This is a genomic window from Stenotrophomonas sp., assembly GCF_032056425.1.
GTDB lineage: Bacteria > Pseudomonadota > Gammaproteobacteria > Xanthomonadales > Xanthomonadaceae > Stenotrophomonas.
On record NZ_DAMBCN010000032.1, the window covers coordinates 1 to 17,724 of the forward strand.

A 17,724-nucleotide genomic window follows, 5' to 3' on the forward strand; every position below is an offset into this window, starting at 1 on the left:
GGCGCCATGGATGGCGCCTACGAGCCTACAGGGACGTACTTGCGGCGTGTCCTGCCCACCCACACCACCCCGCCATCCACGGATAGTCGGCTGTTGCCGTTGCACTGGCTTCTGCAGGTGCAGGGCGGCAGCCCTGCAACCCACACCCCCCTACCGCTCCGAATGCCCGCCCTGGTCGTAATCGCGTGGGCTGAACAACTCCGGCTGCACCAGGTCGATGAACGCCCGCGCCTGCGCCGACAACGCCTTGCCCCGTCGCACGATCACCCCGTAGCTGCGCTCGGGGAACCAGCGTTTCATCGACCGCGCCGCCAGCCGCTCGCCATCGCTTTCGTGCAGGCACAGCGCCGGCACGATGGAAATGCCCATGCCCATCGCCACGTACTGCTTGATCACCTCCCAGCCGCCCACCTCCAGCGCCACCGTGTACGCAATGCGGTGGCGCTGGAACACCTGGTCCACCAGCCGGTAGGTGATCTGCCGCTTCGGCGGCAGCACCAGCGGGTAGCGCGCGATATCGGCCAGTTCCAGCTCGCCGCCCGCAGCCAGCGGATGGTCGTGCGGGGCGATCAGCACCTGTTCGAAGCGGTACGCCGGCGCATAGGTCAGGTCGGCCGGCACATCGGTCATCGAACCGATGGCCAGGTCGGCCGCATCCTCGCGCAGCAGGTCGGTGCCGTCGGCGCTGATCGCGTTGTGCAGGGTCAGGCGCACGTCGGGATGGTGCTGGCGGAAGCGTTCAACGATCTTCGGCAGCAGGTACAGGATGGTGGAACTGTTGGCGGCGATGTTCAGTTCGCCCGCGTCCAGCCCGCGCACCTTGTCGCGGAAGCGTGCCTCCAGTCCGTCCAGGCTTTCCACCAGCGGCTGCGCCATCTCGTACAGCAGCTGGCCCTCGCGGCTGGGCACCAGGCGCCGCCCGCTGCGCTCGAAGAGCGGCACCCCCAGCTCGCGTTCCAGCGCCTGCAACTGCAGGCTGATGGCCGGTTGGCTGACGAACAGCGCCTCAGCTGCCCGTGAGACCGAGCCCAGGCGCACCGTCTGGCAGAACGCGCGCAGCGGCTTCAGCCGGTCGGATTTGTAGGAAAAACGAGGACTTGGCGGGCTGCGTGTGGGCATGGCGTCATAAGTATTAGCACGTTTTATGTAAAGCATTGCAAAAACTGTTTTGCCAAATACTGGGGCGCGGCGGCACTTTGGGGGCGTTCCCCCACCGCTGGAGTTGCCCCATGTCCGCCGTCGCTTCCGCCGTTCCCTCCACCCCGGCCAAGGCCACCCCCGGCATCGCCCTGGCGACCCGCTTGGCCGGCCAGGACACCGTGCTGCCGGCGCCGCTGCTGGCCCTGCTGGTGTCGCTGCACCGCGCGGTGGAACCGGGTCGGCAGGCGCGGCTGCAGGCCCGTCGTGAGCGCCAGGCGTTCTTCGACCAGGGCGGCCTGCCGGACTTCCGCACTGACACTGCCGCGATCCGCAGCGGCGACTGGACCGTGGCCCCGCTGCCGGCCGCGCTGCAGGACCGCCGCGTCGAGATCACCGGACCGACCGATCCGAAGATGGTCATCAACGCGCTGAACTCCGGCGCCAAGGTGTTCATGGCCGACTTCGAGGATTCCACCTCGCCCACCTGGCGCAACCTGCTGGCCGGGCAGCAGTCGCTGGCCGCCGCCGTGCGCGGCGATCTGCAATTCACCGCCGCCAACGGCAAGCACTACACCCTGCGCCCCTTTGAGGAACAGGCGGTGCTGATCGTGCGCCCGCGCGGCTGGCACCTGGACGAAAAGCACGTGGCCGTGGACGGCCAACCGCTGGCCGGTGGCCTGTTCGACGCGGCCGTGTTCGCCTTCCACAACGCCCGCGCGCTGCAGGCCAAGGATCGCGGCCCGTACTTCTACCTGCCCAAGCTGCAGAGCATGGAAGAGGCCGCGCTGTGGGAAACCGCGCTGTCGCACATCGAAGGCATGCTGGGCCTGCCGCACGGGCAGATCAAGGTGACGGTGCTGATCGAAACACTGCCGGCCGTGTTCGAGATGGACGAGATCCTGCACGCGCTGCGTGACCGCATCGTCGGCCTGAACTGCGGGCGCTGGGATTACATCTTCTCCTACCTGAAGACCTTCCGCCGCCACCCCGACCGGGTACTGCCCGAGCGTGGCCAGGTGACCATGACCCAGCCGTTCCTGAAGGCCTATTCGGAACTGCTGATCCAGACCTGCCACCGCCGTGGTGCGCATGCGATGGGCGGCATGGCCGCACAGATTCCGATCAACCATGATGCCGCGGCCAACGAACAGGCCATGGCCCGCGTGCGCGCCGACAAGCTGCGCGAAGTCAGCGCCGGCCACGATGGCACCTGGGTCGCGCACCCGGCGCTGATTCCGGTGGCGCAGGCAATCTTCGACGAACACATGCCCGGCCCGAACCAGCACAGCGTGCTGCGCCAGGACGTGCGTGTGGGCCGCGACGAGCTGATCGCACGGCCGCCGGGCAGCATCACCCGCGCCGGTTTCGAGGGCAACGTGGAAGTCTGCGTGCGCTACCTGGCCGCCTGGCTGGACGGTAACGGCTGCGTGCCGATCCACCACCTGATGGAAGACGCAGCCACCGCCGAGATCAGTCGCAGCCAGCTGTGGCAGTGGCTGCACACGCCGGGGCAGCAGCTGGACGATGGCACCGCCATCGACTTGGGCCTGCTCGACACCATCCTGGCGCAGCTGCCGGCACGACTGGGCGATACCAGCGCGCTGCCCGGCGGCGGCCGCATTGCCGAAGCCATCAGCCTGCTGGGCGAGCTGAGCCGCAGCAACGACCTGACCGATTTCCTGACCCTGCCGGCGTACGCGCGCATCGACTGACCGCTGCACGCGCTCCCACGCCGCTTCCTTCCCCGCTGCACCCGCTGCACGAACCGAACTGGAGAAAGACATGAGCACGCTGCCCACTGCCGAACAGATCCAGCACGACTGGGACACCCACCCGCGCTGGGAAGGCATCCAGCGCAACTACAGCGCTGCCGACGTGGTGCGCCTGCGCGGCACCGTCCACATCGAGCATTCGCTGGCGCGGCTGGGCGCGGAGAAGCTGTGGGCGTCGCTGCACGAGCGTGAGTTCGTCAATGCGCTGGGCGCGCTGACCGGCAACCAGGCCATGCAGCAGGTCAAGGCCGGGCTGAAGGCGATCTATCTGTCCGGCTGGCAGGTGGCCGCCGATGCCAACCTGGCCGGTCAGATGTACCCGGACCAGTCGCTGTACCCGGCCGATTCGGTGCCGGCGGTGGTCAAGCGCATCAACAACACCCTGCTGCGCGCCGACCAGCTGCACCATGCCGAAGGCAAGGATGACATCGACTTCCTGCAGCCGATCGTGGCCGATGCCGAGGCCGGCTTCGGCGGCGTGCTCAACGCCTTCGAGCTGATGAAGGCGATGATCGAAGCCGGTGCCGCCGGCGTGCACTTCGAGGACCAGCTGGCCTCGGTGAAGAAGTGCGGGCACATGGGCGGCAAGGTGCTGGTGCCGACCCGCGAGGCGATCGAGAAGCTCAACGCCGCGCGCCTGGCCGCCGACGTGCTGGGCGTGCCGACCCTGCTGGTGGCGCGCACCGATGCCGAAGCGGCTGATCTGCTGACCAGCGACATCGATGCCAACGACCGCCCGTTCACCACCGGCGAGCGCACCGTGGAAGGCTTCTACAAGACCCGCAACGGTCTGGACCAGGCGATCAGCCGCGGCCTGGCGTACGCCCCCTACGCCGATCTGGTGTGGTGCGAGACTGGCAAGCCGGACCTGGAGTTCGCGCGGAAGTTCGCCGAGGCGATCCATGCGAAGTTCCCCGGCAAGCTGCTGGCCTACAACTGCTCGCCCAGCTTCAACTGGAAGAAGAACCTGGACGACGCCACCATCGCCAAGTTCCAGCGCGAGCTGGGCAGCTATGGCTACAAGTTCCAGTTCATCACCCTGGCCGGCTTCCACGCGCTGAACTACGGCATGTTCAACCTGGCCCACGGTTACGCACGCCGCCAGATGAGTGCCTTCGTGGAGCTGCAGGAAGCCGAATTCGAAGCCGCCGAGCGTGGTTTCACCGCCGTGAAGCACCAGCGCGAAGTGGGCACTGGGTATTTCGATGCGGTGACCCAGGCGATCCAGCAGGGGCAGTCCTCGACCACCGCGCTGACCGGCTCGACCGAGGAAGAGCAGTTCCACGGTGGGCGCAGCGAACGCGCGGCCTGAGCCGAAACCGGCCGGCACCGCCACGTAACATCGAGCTTGCTCGACTGACGTAATCCGGTCGGCACCGGCCTACGACCCCCGATCAGGGTGGCCAGGGAAGGGCCAGACGACGCCGGCAGGTCGGGGGACCTGCCGGCGTTGTTGTAAGCGAACTGAGCACTGTGTCAGCTGAATAGGCGCCGCGCGGGGCAACCGACCGGGATCTGCGGCGATTTGACGCAAAATGAGAAGCGGCGCACAGTTTCAAGCGGTGCTATGCTCCGCTGCTCACCAGGGGACGCTGGCGGCAGGGAATGACCGGCAGGGGTTCAGCCGAGACATCAGACATCACATCCGGTATCGCCGCAGCGGCGATGGCCGGGATGACGCATGCCGTGCTTTCCGACGCTGAAGTGGCCCTGTTCGCGCAGTTTGCCCAGCCGCGCCCGTTGCCGGCCGGCCAGTGGTTGTTCCTGCGCGGGCACCCGGGACAGAGCATGTACGTCATCCTGGAAGGCCAGATCGAACTGGACTTCGGCGAGGACCTGCTGGTGAAGACCCTGGGCCGCCACGAGTTCTTCGGCGAACTGGGCCTGCTGATGGGCAACCACGCCCGCAGCGCCGGCGCCCGCGCGATGAGCGACTGCACGGTGCTGGAACTGGGCCCGGATGCCTTCCAGCGCCTGGTCGATGCCGATCCCGGCCTGGTGGCGCAGTTCCTGCGGCGCACGATCATGCGCGTGCTTGCCAACGAACAGGCGCTGATAAGCCAGCTGCGGCGGCGCAACCACGACCTGGAAACCGCGCTGGACAACCTGTACATCACCACCCACCAGCTCACCCATACCCGCGAGCTGGTGCGTACCGATGAACTGACCGGACTGCACAACCGCCGCGGCCTGACCCTGTACCTGAAGGAATCGCGCGCGCACCCCGACGGCCCGCCGCAGGCGTTGCTGCTGATCGACTGCGACCATTTCAAGCAGATCAACGACCGCCATGGTCACCAGGCCGGCGACCGCGTGCTGCAGAGCATGGGCAACATCCTGCGTTCAATGGCCGGCGAACACGATCTGGCCTGCCGCCTGGGCGGCGATGAGTTCTGCCTGATCCTGCGCCGCGCCGACCGCGAGGCCGCACAGCACGCCGCCGAGTTCATCCTCAGCGCCGTGCACGGCCTGCTGGAACGCGGCCACGGCACCCCGCACGTCAGCTTGGCCAGCATTGGCGTCAGCATGCTGGTACCTGAGGCCGACTGGAGCGAGTGGTATGCCGGTGCCGATCGGGCGCTTTACGAAGCCAAGCGCGCCGGCGGAAACTGCCTGCGATGGGCCCACGGCCCGGACGGACAATGAGCGGAGACCCAGGTGATGAACGGCGACACCGGAACGTCGACCCCGCACACCACGCAACTGCGGGCACTGCTGTTCACTGATCTGTGTGATTCCACCGAGCTGGTGGAGCGGATGGGCGATACCGCCGCCGCTGAATTGTTCCAGGACCACGACCGCCTGGTGATGGCCCTGCAGCAGCGCTGGAACGGCCAGCAGATCGATCGCTCCGACGGCTTGTTCATGCTGTTCGAGCGGCCGGTGGATGCGCTCGGCTTCGCCCTGGATTACCAGCGCGGGCTGCAGGCGCTGGGTGGCAAGCGCTCGATCCTGTTGCGCGCGCGCATGGGCCTGCACGTGGGCGAAGTGCTGTTGTGGAACAACAGCGCCGAGTCGATCGCCCTGGGTGCAAAGCCGGTGGAAGTGGAAGGCTTGGCCAAGCCCATGGCCGCGCGCCTGATGCAGCTGGCACGCCCCGGGCAATTGCTGCTGTCGGCTGCTGCCGAGTCGATGGCGCGCCGCGCCGTGCACGAACTGGGCGACGCCGGGCAGGGGCTGAAATGGAAGTCGTACGGGCGCTGGCGCTTCAAGGGCGTGGCGCAGTCGATGGAAGTGTTCGGCCTGCAGGACCCGACTGCGGTGGCCCCCGGCCGCCCGCGGCAGAGTGGCAAGGCAACGCGGGACATACCGCTCTGGCGCCAGCCGCTGGTGATGACCGCACAGGTCGGCGTGGTTGCCGCACTGCTGGTGGGGGGCTGGTTCCTGACCCGGCCGCAGCCGGCCATTGCCTTCGCCGAGCGCGATTGGGTGGTGGTGGGTGGCTTCCGCAACCTCACCGGGAACCACATTCTTGACGATTCTCTGGACCAGGCGTTCCGGATCAGTCTGGAACAGTCCCAGCACGTGAACATCATCAGCGACGTGGCGGTGAGTCAGGCGCTGGAACGCATGCAGCAGCCGAGCGCCGCCAGAGTTGATCGTGCGCTGGGAAGTGAAATTGCCGTGCGGGACGGCGCACGTGCCCTGATCCTGCCGGTGGTGGCCGAGGTGGGCGGGCGCCTGCGGGTGTCCGCCGAAGTCGTCGATCCGGCCGACAGGCGCACCGTGTACCTGGTTGCACGCGACGCCAGGGGGGTGGACGACCTGTTGGAGGCTGTTGACGGCGTCTCCCGCGAAGTGCGCGACAAGCTGGGTGAAGCTTCCAGTGCGATGCAGGCACGCGGCGATGCATTGCCTGCAGTCGCCACTTCCAGCCTGGACGCGCTGAAGATCTATGCGCTTGCCCGGAAGGCGTACGTCGCGCGCGACATGGACGACGCGCGTACGCTCCACATGCAGGCGCTGGCCGTGGACCCGCAGTTCGCGCTGGCCTACGTGGGCGTGATGCTGACGTACATGGCGCAAGGCGAAGCCGCACAGGCCAAGCCGTGGATGCAGAAGGCTGCAGCACTTCGTGACCACCTGCCTGTACGCGATCGTCTGTACATCGACGCATGGCAGGCCGAGTTCGGCGAGCAGCCGGCGCTGCATGCGCCCGCAAAATGGCGGCTGTTGGCTCAGGTCTATCCGGATATTCCGGCGGCGCAGCAGAACTACGCCTGGGCGATGTTCGTGCAGGGCCACTCGCAGGATGCGTTGCGCGCGGCCAATCAGGCCGCCCAGGCCAAGGAGGCCACGCGGCACTTTTCGCGTGAGCTGGCCGCGCGTATCCGCCAGCAGATGGGGGACCACGAAGGCGCTCTGCGCGACCTGGTCGAATCCGAACGCATCGGGTCCACCTCGCCCAATCGACGCCACGTGTCAGTGCTGGCCACGCTGGGCAGGACCGAACAGGCATTGCGAATGGCGCAGGCGCGGGCGCGCACGCATCCGGAGGATTTCCTGCTGCACCTGGACTGGGCGGCGACGCTCATTGGCGCTGGCCATGCGGACGAGGCGATCGTTGTCGCCGACGAAGGCATCAGCAAGGCTGCCGCAGAGGGAGACGTGATGTCGGTACCGCTGAAGCTGGGCGCAATGGTGGCTCGCTACCGTGCCGGTCAGGCACCGTCGCGGCAGCAGGCCGATGCGCTGCTGCAGAAGGCGCTGCGCTCGGCCACCCGTGCAACGGGCGAGGAACGCGACGACCTGGCAGGCATCGCCCTGGCTGCCGCCCGATTGCAGCAGCGGTATGCGGGTTTCGCGCTTGATGCCACCCAACTACGCCGATTGGCGCAGGTCGTGGAGGCATCCGGCCACCCGCGCAACGACGCGCTGTGGAATATCGTCAGGGCCGACCAGTTGCGCCTGCAGAACAATGCACAGGGCAGCGTACAACTGCTGCAGGCGTTGGCAGAGGGGCAGGACCTGGTGCAGTGGCATGTGGCCATGCGCGATGCACGGAAGGCGTTGGGCCAGGCAAAGCAGTCCGCGCGTGAACAGCAGTGGCTGCTGCAGAATCGCGGACGCGCCTATGGCGATCCGATTGCCGCGCAGGCTTTCATGGTGATGAATGTCGCCGACCTTGCAGACGTGCCTGCAGCGCCGGCGACGGTGGTCAGGCAAACGTCAGGTCAGCAGGCAGAAGGGAACAGTGTGGGCGGTCTGCGACGTCATGCTTTCCAGTAGCGCATCGCGCGCTGCCGAGATCTCTTCCTTGCTGGCCAAGGCTTCCGGGCGCAGACAACTGTCACCCACCAGGGCGGCGTCAGCTTCCGCATCGCTCAGCCCGGCCTGCAGCAGGGCTGCGTGCGCATCATCTGCGAAGAGTGCACGGAACGCGTCATCGCTGGACAGCAGATCCAGCAGGTGGTTGGCGAATTCGGTCGTAAAGGCCGGATGGGACTGCGGGTTGTTGCCTTCGGTGCTCACGGATGTTCCCCTGTCGACTGAATCCGCACGCAGAAGTGCGCGCGGCATGTTGGCGAACTTATCGGCAAGCCAAGGCAATCTCTTGAAGGTGGCGTGACCCCATGCGTATTCGACGTTGTGCCATCCTGTTCTTCGAGCCGCGTGAGGAAGTTGCGTTCGCACTGGCAGAGCTGCTGTCCGGACGAGGAGGCGTCACCCGTACCCTGCGCTGGTATGCGTTGGCCCCGCACCTGCCGGCCCCAGTGGAAATCAGCGCATCCGCGCGTGATCTGCTGGGCAGCCTCAGCCCCAGCCAATGGACCGAACACAGTGCGCTGGCAGAGGATGCGAATCTCCAGGCACTGATCGGGAAGGGTCTGGTGGTGCAGGACACTACTGCTGGCCAGGAGGGCGCCTCGACTGCGGTTCCCGCCGCTGCATTCGATGATGCCCGCCTGCGGCGTGTGCATTGGCACCCGTTGGCGGCGCTGCTGCACGCGTTCACACGGTGGAATGGCGTGGACTCGGTGGCCGATGCTCGCACGGCCGGCATCGACACGGCCGCCGGCCTGCGGGAACGCCACGGTGAGCCGCCTTCTGATCGGGTCCTGCCCGATGCCGCTGAGGTTCGTGACCTGCCGGCGGCCCTGCAGACTGAATTTGATGCCCTGCTGCATCGACGGGCCACGTGTCGCAACTTCGATGCAGCGCGCGCGCTGCCGCTGTCGTTGTTTTCCACGCTCCTGGCACGCACGTTTGGCGTGCAGGCGCGGGTGCAGCGTGGTGGCCTGGTATTCGACAAGAAGAATTCACCCTCTGGAGGAGGGCTGCACCCGACATCAGCGTGCTTGATCGTGCAGAACGTTGAAGGTATCGCGCCGGGACTCTACCGCTACCTCGCAGACAGCCACCAGCTGGTGGCACTGCCTTTCGACGCCGCGGAGCTGCCTGCGCTGGCGCTGGAAGCAGTCAGCCAGCAGGACTGGTTCGCCAACGCGCACTGCCTGGTCGTGCTGGTGGCCGCGTTCGAGCGCACCTTCTGGAAGTACCGGCGGCACGACAAAGGCTATCGGGTGATAACCCTCGAGGCTGGCCACATTTCCCAGACTCTGTATCTGTCGGCTACGGAGTTGGGGCTGGGCGCCTTCATTACCGGCGCGATCAATGAGCGCCCGCTGGAGCGGGTGTTCGCTCTGGATCCACTGACTGAAGGCGCGCTGGCCATTTGTGGGTTCGGATGGCGTGGGGCGACGATGCACGCCGCTGAGCTGGACCCAGCCGGCCAGGTATGGACGCGCGCCAACTGAGCGCGCGTCCGCCCGTCCTCAACCCGCTTCGAAATCCACCAGCACCGCACCATCCCCCACCTGGTCGCCGGCCTTGGCGCGGTAGCCCTTCACCGTGCCATCGGCGGGCGCCTGCAGGGTGTGCTCCATCTTCATGGCTTCCAGCACGACCAGTGGCGTGCCGCGCTTCACCTGGGTGCCGGCCTGGACCAGGGTGGCCACGATCCTGCCCGGCATCGGTGCCAGCAGGCTGCCGGCATCGGCGCTGGCGGTGTCCGATTCGGCAACCGGATCGTGCAGGGTGAAGCGGTGCTGGCCCGCGGCATCGAACAGGAACAGCTGATCGCCGTCGCGCAGCAGCTGCGCCGACCGGCGCCGGTCACCCACCTGCAACGTCAGCTGCTGTGCATCGGCGGTGCCGATCAGCGTTGCCGGCGCCGCGTCATCGCACTGCACGCGCCAGCCGTCGGCCTGCGTCCACACCTTCAGCGTGCGTGTGCGCTCGCCCTGCTGCAGCGGCAGCACGCGCGCTGCGGCGGCACCCAGGCGCCAGCCATCCTGCGCCTGCCAGGGCGAATGCGGATCGCGGGCATCGCTGCCCGCACGCGTGGCGCTGGCCACGGCCGCGACGGCCGCCAGCTGCCACAGATCGTCATCGGTATCGCCCACCGCATCCAGTGCGGCCTGCTCGCGTCCGATCAGCGCGGTATCCAGCTTGGCGTTGGCGAACGAATCGGTGTTCACCAACCGGCGCAGGAAGCCGGCATTGGTGGTCACGCCCACCACCTGGCAGTCGGCCAGCGCCTGGCTCATGCGGCGCAGCGCGGCATCGCGGTCCACGTCCCAGACGATCAGCTTGGCAATCATCGGGTCGTAGTACGGGGTGATGCTGTCGCCTTCGTCCACGCCGGTATCCACGCGCACGTTCGCTGACGGCGTCGGCAGGCGCAGGCGGCGCAGGGTGCCGGTGGACGGCAGGAAGCCGCGGTCGGCATCTTCGGCATACAGGCGCGCCTCGATGGCGTGGCCATGGATGGCCAGTTGCTCCTGGCGCAGCGGCATCGGCTGGCCGGCCGCCACGCGCAGTTGCCACTCCACCAGGTCGGTGCCGGTGATGAACTCGGTCACCGGATGCTCCACCTGCAGGCGGGTGTTCATTTCCATGAAGTAGAAATCGCCCTCCGGGCCGGCGATGAACTCCACCGTGCCGGCGCCCACATAGCCCACCGCGCGCGCGGCATCGACGGCCGCCTTGCCCATGGCCGCGCGGCGCTCGGCGCTCATGCCCGGCGCCGGTGCTTCTTCCAGCACCTTCTGGTGGCGGCGCTGCACCGAGCAGTCGCGCTCGAACAGGTAGACCGCATCCCCGTGGGAATCGCCGAACACCTGGATCTCGATGTGGCGCGGGCGCTCGACATACTTTTCAACCAGCACATGGTCGTTGCCGAAGGCCGATGCGGCCTCGCGCTGGCAGCTGGCCAGCGCATCGACGAAATCGTCGCTGCGTTCAACCTTGCGCATGCCCTTGCCACCGCCGCCGGCGCTGGCCTTGATCAGTACCGGGTAGCCAATGGCATCGGCCTGTTCGCGCAGGAAGGCCGGTGCCTGCTGGTCGCCGTGGTAGCCCGGGGTCAGCGGCACGCCGGCCTGGGCCATCAGCGCCTTGGCCGCGCTCTTGTCACCCATCGCGCGGATGGCGCTGGCCGGCGGGCCAATGAAGGTGATGCCCGCAGCCGCACACGCATCGGCGAAGTCCGCATTCTCGGACAGGAAGCCATAACCGGGGTGGATGGCCTGCGCACCGGTGCGGCGCGCTGCGTCCAGCAGCACGTCGCCGCGCAGGTAGCTGTCGCGCGCGGCGGCCGGGCCGATATGCACGGCCTCGTCGGCCAGGCGCACGTGGCGCGCGGTGCGGTCGGCATCGGAATACACGGCCACCGTGGCGATGCCCAGGCGACGGCAGGTAGCGATCACGCGGCAGGCGATTTCGCCACGGTTGGCGATCAGGATCTTGGTGAACATGGCAACGGGCTTCATGGGAGCGTGCTCGGTCATGGCATGGGTTACATGCGGAACACGCCGAAGCGCGTCTGCTGCGGGGCGGCGTTCAGGCTGGCCGACAACGCCAGAGCCAGCACACGGCGGGTATCGACCGGATCGATCACGCCGTCATCCCACAGGCGGGCACTGGCGTAGTAGGGGTGGCCCTGCTGTTCGAACTGCTCGCGGATGGGCGCCTTGAATGCATCTTCCTCTTCAGCCGGCCACTGGCCGCCCTTGGCTTCGATGCCATCGCGCTTCACCGTGGCCAGCACGCTGGCGGCCTGCTCGCCGCCCATCACGCCGATGCGCGCGTTGGGCCACATCCACAGGAAGTTGGGCGAATAGGCGCGGCCGCACATGCCGTAGTTGCCGGCACCGAACGAACCGCCGATCACCACGGTGAACTTGGGCACCTTGGCGCAGGCCACCGCCATCACCAGCTTGGCCCCGTCCTTGGCGATGCCGCCCTGTTCGTACTTGCGGCCAACCATGAAGCCGGTGATGTTCTGCAGGAACACCAGCGGGATGTTGCGCTGGGTGCACAGTTCGATGAAGTGCGCCCCTTTCAGGGCCGATTCGGAGAACAGGATGCCGTTGTTGGCGATGATGCCGATCGGGTAGCCGTTCAGATGGGCAAAGCCGGTGACCAGGGTGGCGCCGTAGCGTGGCTTGAACTCATCGAAACGCGAGCCATCAACCAGGCGCGCGATCACTTCGCGCACGTCGTAGGGCTTGCGCGTATCGGCGGGAATCACGCCATACAGTTCCTGCGCGGGCAGCAGCGGTTCTTCGGGTGCCTGCACGGCCATTGCCGGTTCCGGCTTGCGCCAGTTCAGCTGGGCGATGATCGCGCGGACCCGTGCCAGTGCCTGCAGGTCGTTGTCGGCCATGTGGTCGGCCACGCCGGAAATGCGCGTGTGCACGTCGGCGCCGCCCAGTTCTTCGGCGCTCACCACCTCGCCGGTGGCGGCCTTCACCAGCGGCGGGCCGCCCAGGAAGATCGTGCCCTGTTCGCGCACGATCACCGTTTCATCGCTCATGGCCGGCACGTAGGCACCACCGGCGGTGCAGCTGCCCATCACGCAGGCGATCTGCGGAATGCCCTGCGCGGACAGGTTGGCCTGGTTGTAGAAGATGCGGCCGAAATGATCGCGGTCGGGGAAGACCTCGTCCTGCAGCGGCAGGAAGGCGCCGCCCGAATCGACCAGGTAGATGCAGGGCAGGCGGTTCTGCTCGGCCACTTCCTGTGCGCGCAGGTGCTTCTTCACCGTGACCGGGTAGTAGGTGCCGCCCTTCACCGTGGCATCGTTGGCCACGATCACGCACTCCACGCCGCTCACCCGGCCGATGCCGGCCACCACGCCCGCTGCGGGCACAGCATCGTCATACATGCCGTGCGCGGCCAGCGGCGCTATTTCCAGGAAGGCGCTACCCGGGTCGAGCAGGGCGTCGATGCGGTCGCGTACCAGCAGCTTGCCGCGCGCGGTGTGCTTGGCGCGTGCTGCCTCGCTGCCGCCCAGCGCGGTGCGCGCCAGGGTGGCGTGCAGATCGTCCACCACGGCCTGCATGGCGGCGCGGTTGCTTTCAAACGTGTCGCTGCCCGGTTGCAGCTGGGTGTTCAGTACGGTCATCGCAGTGGCCTTACAGGGTGCGCTGGAACAGTTCGCGGCCGATCAGCATGCGGCGGATTTCCGAGGTGCCGGCGCCGATCTCATACAGCTTGGCGTCGCGCCACAAACGGCCGGTCGGGTATTCATTGATGTAGCCGTTGCCGCCCAGGATCTGGATCGCCTGGCCGGTCAGCCAGGTGGCCTTTTCGGCGGCATACAGGATGGCGCCGGCGGCATCCTGGCGGGTGGTGCGGCCCTGGTCGCAGGCGCGCGCCACCGCGTAGACGTACGCGCGGCAGGCGCCCAGGCCCACGTACATATCGGCGATCTTGGCCTGGATCAGCTGGAAGCTGCCGATCGCCTCGCCGAACTGGTGGCGCTCGTGCACGTAGGGCATCACCACGTCCATGGCCGCGGCCATGAGGCCCAGCGGACCGCCGGACAGCACCACGCGCTCGTAATCCAGGCCGGACATCAGCACGCGCACGCCGCCGCCGATGGCACCCAGCACGTTTTCTTCGGGCACTTCGCAATCCTGGAACACCAGTTCACAGGTGGGCGAGGAGCGCATGCCAAGCTTGTCCAGCTTCTGCGCGGTGGAAAAGCCCTTCATGCCCTTTTCCACCAGGAAAGCGGTGATGCCCTTGGCGCCGGCCTCCATGTCGGTCTTGGCGTAGACCACCAGCACGTCGGCGTCGGGGCCGTTGGTGATCCACATCTTGTTGCCGTTCAGCACGTAGCGGTCGCCGCGCTTGTCCGCGCGCAGCTTCATCGACACCACGTCCGAACCGGCGCCCGGCTCGCTCATCGCCAGCGCACCCACCTTGGCACCGCTGCACAGGTCGGGCAGGAAGCGCTGCTTCTGTTGCTCGCTGCCGTTCTTGCGCAGCTGGTTCACGCACAGGTTGGAGTGCGCACCGTAGGACAGGCCGATGCCACCCGAAGCGCGCGAGATCTCTTCCATCGCCACCACGTGGGCCAGGTAGCCCATGCCGGTGCCGCCGTATTCTTCTTCCACGGTCAGGCCCAGCAGGCCCTGTTCGCCCAGCTTCGGCCACAGTGCCAGCGGGAACTGGTTGCTGGCATCGGCCTCGGCGGCGAGCGGAGCGACCTCGGCGGCGGCAAAATGGGCCACGCTCTGGCGCAGCAGGTCGATCTCTTCGCCAAGATCGAAGTTCAGGGATGGCACGTGCATTGCGGTGGCTCCACGAGGGAAGGTGGGGAATGGACGCACCCGTGAAGGGGGAGCGGGGCCTGTTGAAGGCAGGCCCCGCACGGGCGATTCGGGCCCAGCGTAGCGGGGTTCAATGAAGAAGTGAATACAAATTCAAAAATTGAAACTAGAATCAGAACATGGCCTACAAACGCTCTGCATTGATGGAAGAACGCCTGGCGGGGGCCCGTGAACGGATCCTGCTGGCCACCCGTGCGCTGGTGGCCGCTGGCGGCTGGCGCAACGCCCCGGTGACCGCGGTGGCGACCCAGGCCGGCATGTCCACCGGGCTGATCTACCGCCATTTCCCGTCCAAGGCCGAGCTGTTCGTGGAAGTACTGAACGCGGCCGTGGCCCATGAAGTGGCGATCATGGAGCGCATTGCCGCCGAGCCGGGCCGGGTGGGCGAGCGCCTGCGCCTGGCCATCACCGCCTTCGTGCGCCGCGCCCTGGCCGGGCCGGGCTTGGCCCATGCCTTCATCGTCGAGCCGGTAGACCCGGACGTGGAAGCCGAGCGCATGCGCGGGCGCCGCGCCTTCGGCGATGTGTTCCTGCGCCTGTTGGAAGAAGGCGTGGCCAGCGGCGAACTGCCGGCGCAGGACACCCATGCCGCCGCCGCCTGCCTGGTGGGGGCGTTCACCGAAGCGATGGTCGGCCCCACCGCACCCAGCCGCGAGGCACACCGCGACGAAGACGCACTGGTGGACGCGATCTGCAGCTTCTGCCTGCGCGCCGTCGGCGCCCCGCTCTTGTAGAGTCGAGCCATGCTCGACTGCCCTTGCTCGACGGTTTCTGTTCGCCGGGCATGGCCCGGCGCTGCCCGCGTGCGGCCGCATGTTGCGCCGCACCAGCACGGGCGCCTGTTGTCGCGCCCGAAGCGCGTTCTATACTCGCCCCTACACGCAGTCGCTCAGCCGTGGTCCCACGACTACCAGCCAGGGGTAACGAAGAGTGCGGAATTACGATCTGGAGTTCCTGAAACGCTTTTCCATGGTGATCGCCCTGTTGGCTGCCATCACCCTGGGCCTGATCCTGCTGGCCGCGTACATCCACACGCGTATTCCGCCTGAAGTGTCGCCCACCGCCGCCAAGCGCACCGAGCTGCGCATCGCGCCGACCGGTGCGGTGTACGCCGGCAGCACCGGCGCGGCCGCGCAGGCCGCGGCCAAGGCCGCCGCGCTGGCCAAGGCCGCCGCCCAGGTGGCCTATGGCGGCACCACCGATGGCAAGGTCATCTTCGACAACCTGTGCACCGCCTGCCACACCACCGGTGTCGGCCAGGCCCCCACCCTGGACCACGCGCATTGGGACCAGCGCCTGGCCCAGGGCAAGGACACCCTCTACAAGCACGCCATCGAGGGCTACACCGGGCCGGATGGCGGCATCATGCCGCCCAAGGGCGGCAACCCGGCGCTGACCGAAGAGCAGATCCACGCCACCGTGGACTGGATGCTGGGCAACCTGAAATAACGGCCGGACGGGCGAACGGCGAAACGCCCGGTAGTGTCGACCGTTGGTCGACTGCCCTTCCCAATGCCACCGAGACGCCCGCGTTGCGCGCGATGGTCGACTGACAGTCGACTCTACCCGCCGGCCGTCCCGGTTTTCCCTGTCGCACCCCCCGTCCGCTTTGCCGGCCAAGGCCAAAACCGCGCGCGTCGCGGGGGGTTCGCATTTCAGGGTTAGTCTGTGCGCCTCAATTCATGGAGTCGTGAGTCGATGCGCCGCCGTTCCCTCGCCCTTGCTCTGTCCCTGCTGCTGCCGACCGCCGCGTTCGCCCAGGCCCAGCCGCAGGCCACGCCGGCCCCGGCCGCCAGCCCGGCCCCGCGCAGCAGCGCCACCGTGGTGCTTACCGCGGCACCGGCCGACTGGCGCACCCTGCAGGGCCAGCATGTGCGCATCGCCGCGCCGCTCACGCTTGCCGGCACCGACGGCCTGGAACGCTTCGGCGAGCTGACCGTGGCCTTCGATGGCCGCCTGTGGCAGCCCAGCGAAGTGGCCGCACCCGGGACCGCGGGCAGTGAGCAGGTGATGGCCGACAACCAGCGCCGCCGCCTGCTGCTCGATGACGGCAGCGATGCCCGCGACCCTGGCAGTGTGGCCTACCTGCCGGGCAATCCGGTGCTGCGCACCGGCATGCAGCTGCGCAACGTGGAAGGCACCGTGCGCGTGGACGCGCAGGGCCGCGCCCGCCTGCAGGTGGATGGCACGTTGCAGCTGCCGGAACTGCAGCGCCCGGCCGTGCCGCAGGTGCCGGGCAGCCTGCACATCGCCGCGTTCAATCTGGAAAACTTCTTCAACGGCGACGGCCAGGGCGGCGGCTTCCCGACCCTGCGCGGTGCGCGCACGCTGGACGAACACAAGGCACAGGTGGCCAAGCTGGTGGCCACGATCAGCGCCCTGGACACCGATATCGCCGCGCTGATGGAACTGGAAAACGACGGCTACGGTCCGCACTCGGCCATCGCCGAACTGGTGGACGCGCTCAACGCCGGCCTGCCCGCCACGCAGCACTGGGCGTTCGTTGACGCCGGCGAAGGCCCGGGCAGCAATCCGATCCGGGTCGGCATCATCTACAAGCGCGGTGCGTTCAAGCCGCTGGGCCGACCGCTGACCAAGGTCGATGGCCCGTTCGCCGAACACAGCCGCGCGCCGTTGGCGCAGGCCTTCCAGGGCAGGGGCGCGACGTTCATGGTGGTGGCCAACCACTTCAAGTCGAAGGGCTGCCGCGATGCCAGCGCTGCCGACGCCGACCAGAACGATGGGCAGGGCTGCTGGAACGCCACCCGCGTGGAATCGGCGCGCCAGCTCAACCAGTGGGTGAACGCCGAAGCCGCACGCCTGAAGGTGAAGGACATCGTGCTGCTGGGCGACTTCAATGCCTACGCGATGGAAGACCCGATCCGCACCCTGCACGACCTGGGCTGGCAGGATGCGTTCAAGGTGGCCAAGGTCGAACACCCCTACAGCTACGTCTACAACGGCTACAGCGGCCGCCTTGACCACGCGCTGCTGAGCGCCAGCATGGCCCAGCGCCTGGCCGGCGCCGCCGAATGGCACAGCAATGCCGACGAGCAGGACGCCAGCGGCTACCAGGGCCGCAACGTGCAGGGCCCGTGGCGCAGTTCCGACCACGACCCGCTGCTGCTGGGCTTCGACAAATAAGGTACGGGCGGGGTCGGATCCCATTCCAACGGAATGGGCTCTGA

The 17,724-nt window shown here is 67.6% G+C and carries 13 protein-coding genes; 8 read left to right on the top strand and 5 right to left on the bottom strand.

Going from position 1 to position 17,724, the window contains the following annotated elements; translation table 11 throughout:
• Positions 1 to 150: 150 nt before the first annotated feature.
• The gene (locus RTY46_RS17345) at positions 151 to 1,119 is read right to left on the bottom strand and encodes a LysR family transcriptional regulator (RefSeq protein WP_312709948.1); all 969 of its coding nucleotides are present in this window, start codon (positions 1,117 to 1,119) and stop codon (positions 151 to 153) included.
• 110 nt (positions 1,120 to 1,229) lie between these two features.
• Here RTY46_RS17345 and aceB point away from each other — a divergent pair, with 110 nt between their 5' ends.
• The 4 genes from aceB (at position 1,230) to RTY46_RS17365 (ending at position 8,141) form a co-directional block, all read left to right on the top strand.
• The gene (gene aceB / locus RTY46_RS17350; protein ID WP_312709950.1) at positions 1,230 to 2,852 is read left to right on the top strand and encodes a malate synthase A; all 1,623 of its coding nucleotides are present in this window, start codon (positions 1,230 to 1,232) and stop codon (positions 2,850 to 2,852) included.
• 70 nt (positions 2,853 to 2,922) lie between these two features.
• A complete protein-coding gene (gene aceA, locus RTY46_RS17355; protein WP_312709951.1) occupies positions 2,923 to 4,224 on the top strand; it encodes an isocitrate lyase in 1,302 nt (433 codons plus the stop codon).
• Positions 4,225 to 4,517: 293 nt separating this feature from the next.
• Positions 4,518 to 5,558: a GGDEF domain-containing protein gene (locus tag RTY46_RS17360; protein WP_312709953.1), complete on the top strand. Its 1,041-nt coding sequence runs from the start codon at positions 4,518 to 4,520 to the stop codon at positions 5,556 to 5,558.
• 15 nt (positions 5,559 to 5,573) lie between these two features.
• A complete protein-coding gene (locus RTY46_RS17365; RefSeq protein WP_312709954.1) occupies positions 5,574 to 8,141 on the top strand; it encodes a putative peptide modification system cyclase in 2,568 nt (855 codons plus the stop codon).
• Here RTY46_RS17365 and RTY46_RS17370 read toward each other — a convergent pair.
• A complete protein-coding gene (locus tag RTY46_RS17370) occupies positions 8,082 to 8,384 on the bottom strand; it encodes an NHLP-related RiPP peptide (protein WP_312709956.1) in 303 nt (100 codons plus the stop codon). The two genes, RTY46_RS17365 and RTY46_RS17370, sit on opposite strands and share 60 nt — an antisense overlap.
• Positions 8,385 to 8,485: 101 nt before the next feature.
• Between RTY46_RS17370 and RTY46_RS17375 the strand changes: the two genes are divergently transcribed.
• On the top strand, positions 8,486 to 9,670 hold the full coding sequence (locus tag RTY46_RS17375; protein ID WP_312709959.1) for a putative peptide maturation dehydrogenase: 1,185 nt from the start codon (positions 8,486 to 8,488) through the stop codon (positions 9,668 to 9,670).
• Between the two features lie 18 nt (positions 9,671 to 9,688).
• Here RTY46_RS17375 and RTY46_RS17380 read toward each other — a convergent pair whose 3' ends face one another.
• Genes RTY46_RS17380 through RTY46_RS17390 form a run of 3 tightly spaced genes read right to left on the bottom strand, consistent with a single transcriptional unit; the run spans position 9,689 to position 14,497 of the window.
• Complete coding sequence (locus RTY46_RS17380) at positions 9,689 to 11,671, bottom strand: acetyl/propionyl/methylcrotonyl-CoA carboxylase subunit alpha (RefSeq protein WP_312709961.1); 1,983 nt, start codon at positions 11,669 to 11,671, stop codon at positions 9,689 to 9,691.
• Positions 11,672 to 11,712: 41 nt separating this feature from the next.
• Complete coding sequence (locus RTY46_RS17385; protein ID WP_312709962.1) at positions 11,713 to 13,323, bottom strand: carboxyl transferase domain-containing protein; 1,611 nt, start codon at positions 13,321 to 13,323, stop codon at positions 11,713 to 11,715.
• 10 nt (positions 13,324 to 13,333) lie between these two features.
• Positions 13,334 to 14,497 carry an isovaleryl-CoA dehydrogenase gene (locus RTY46_RS17390; protein WP_312709963.1) on the bottom strand — a complete coding sequence of 388 codons (1,164 nt, stop codon included), beginning with the start codon at positions 14,495 to 14,497 and terminating at the stop codon, positions 13,334 to 13,336.
• A 158-nt stretch (positions 14,498 to 14,655) separates the two neighbouring features.
• Between RTY46_RS17390 and RTY46_RS17395 the strand changes: the two genes are divergently transcribed.
• The 3 genes from RTY46_RS17395 (at position 14,656) to RTY46_RS17405 (ending at position 17,680) form a co-directional block, all read left to right on the top strand.
• Positions 14,656 to 15,270 carry a TetR/AcrR family transcriptional regulator gene (locus RTY46_RS17395; RefSeq protein WP_312709964.1) on the top strand — a complete coding sequence of 205 codons (615 nt, stop codon included), beginning with the start codon at positions 14,656 to 14,658 and terminating at the stop codon, positions 15,268 to 15,270.
• A 196-nt stretch (positions 15,271 to 15,466) separates the two neighbouring features.
• Positions 15,467 to 15,985, top strand: a complete 519-nt coding sequence (locus RTY46_RS17400) for a c-type cytochrome (protein ID WP_108751833.1) — start codon at positions 15,467 to 15,469, stop codon at positions 15,983 to 15,985.
• Positions 15,986 to 16,234: 249 nt separating this feature from the next.
• Positions 16,235 to 17,680 (top strand): ExeM/NucH family extracellular endonuclease, encoded by a 1,446-nt coding sequence (locus RTY46_RS17405; protein WP_312709965.1) that lies wholly within the window; start codon positions 16,235 to 16,237, stop codon positions 17,678 to 17,680.
• The last annotated feature ends 44 nt before the right edge of the window (positions 17,681 to 17,724 follow it).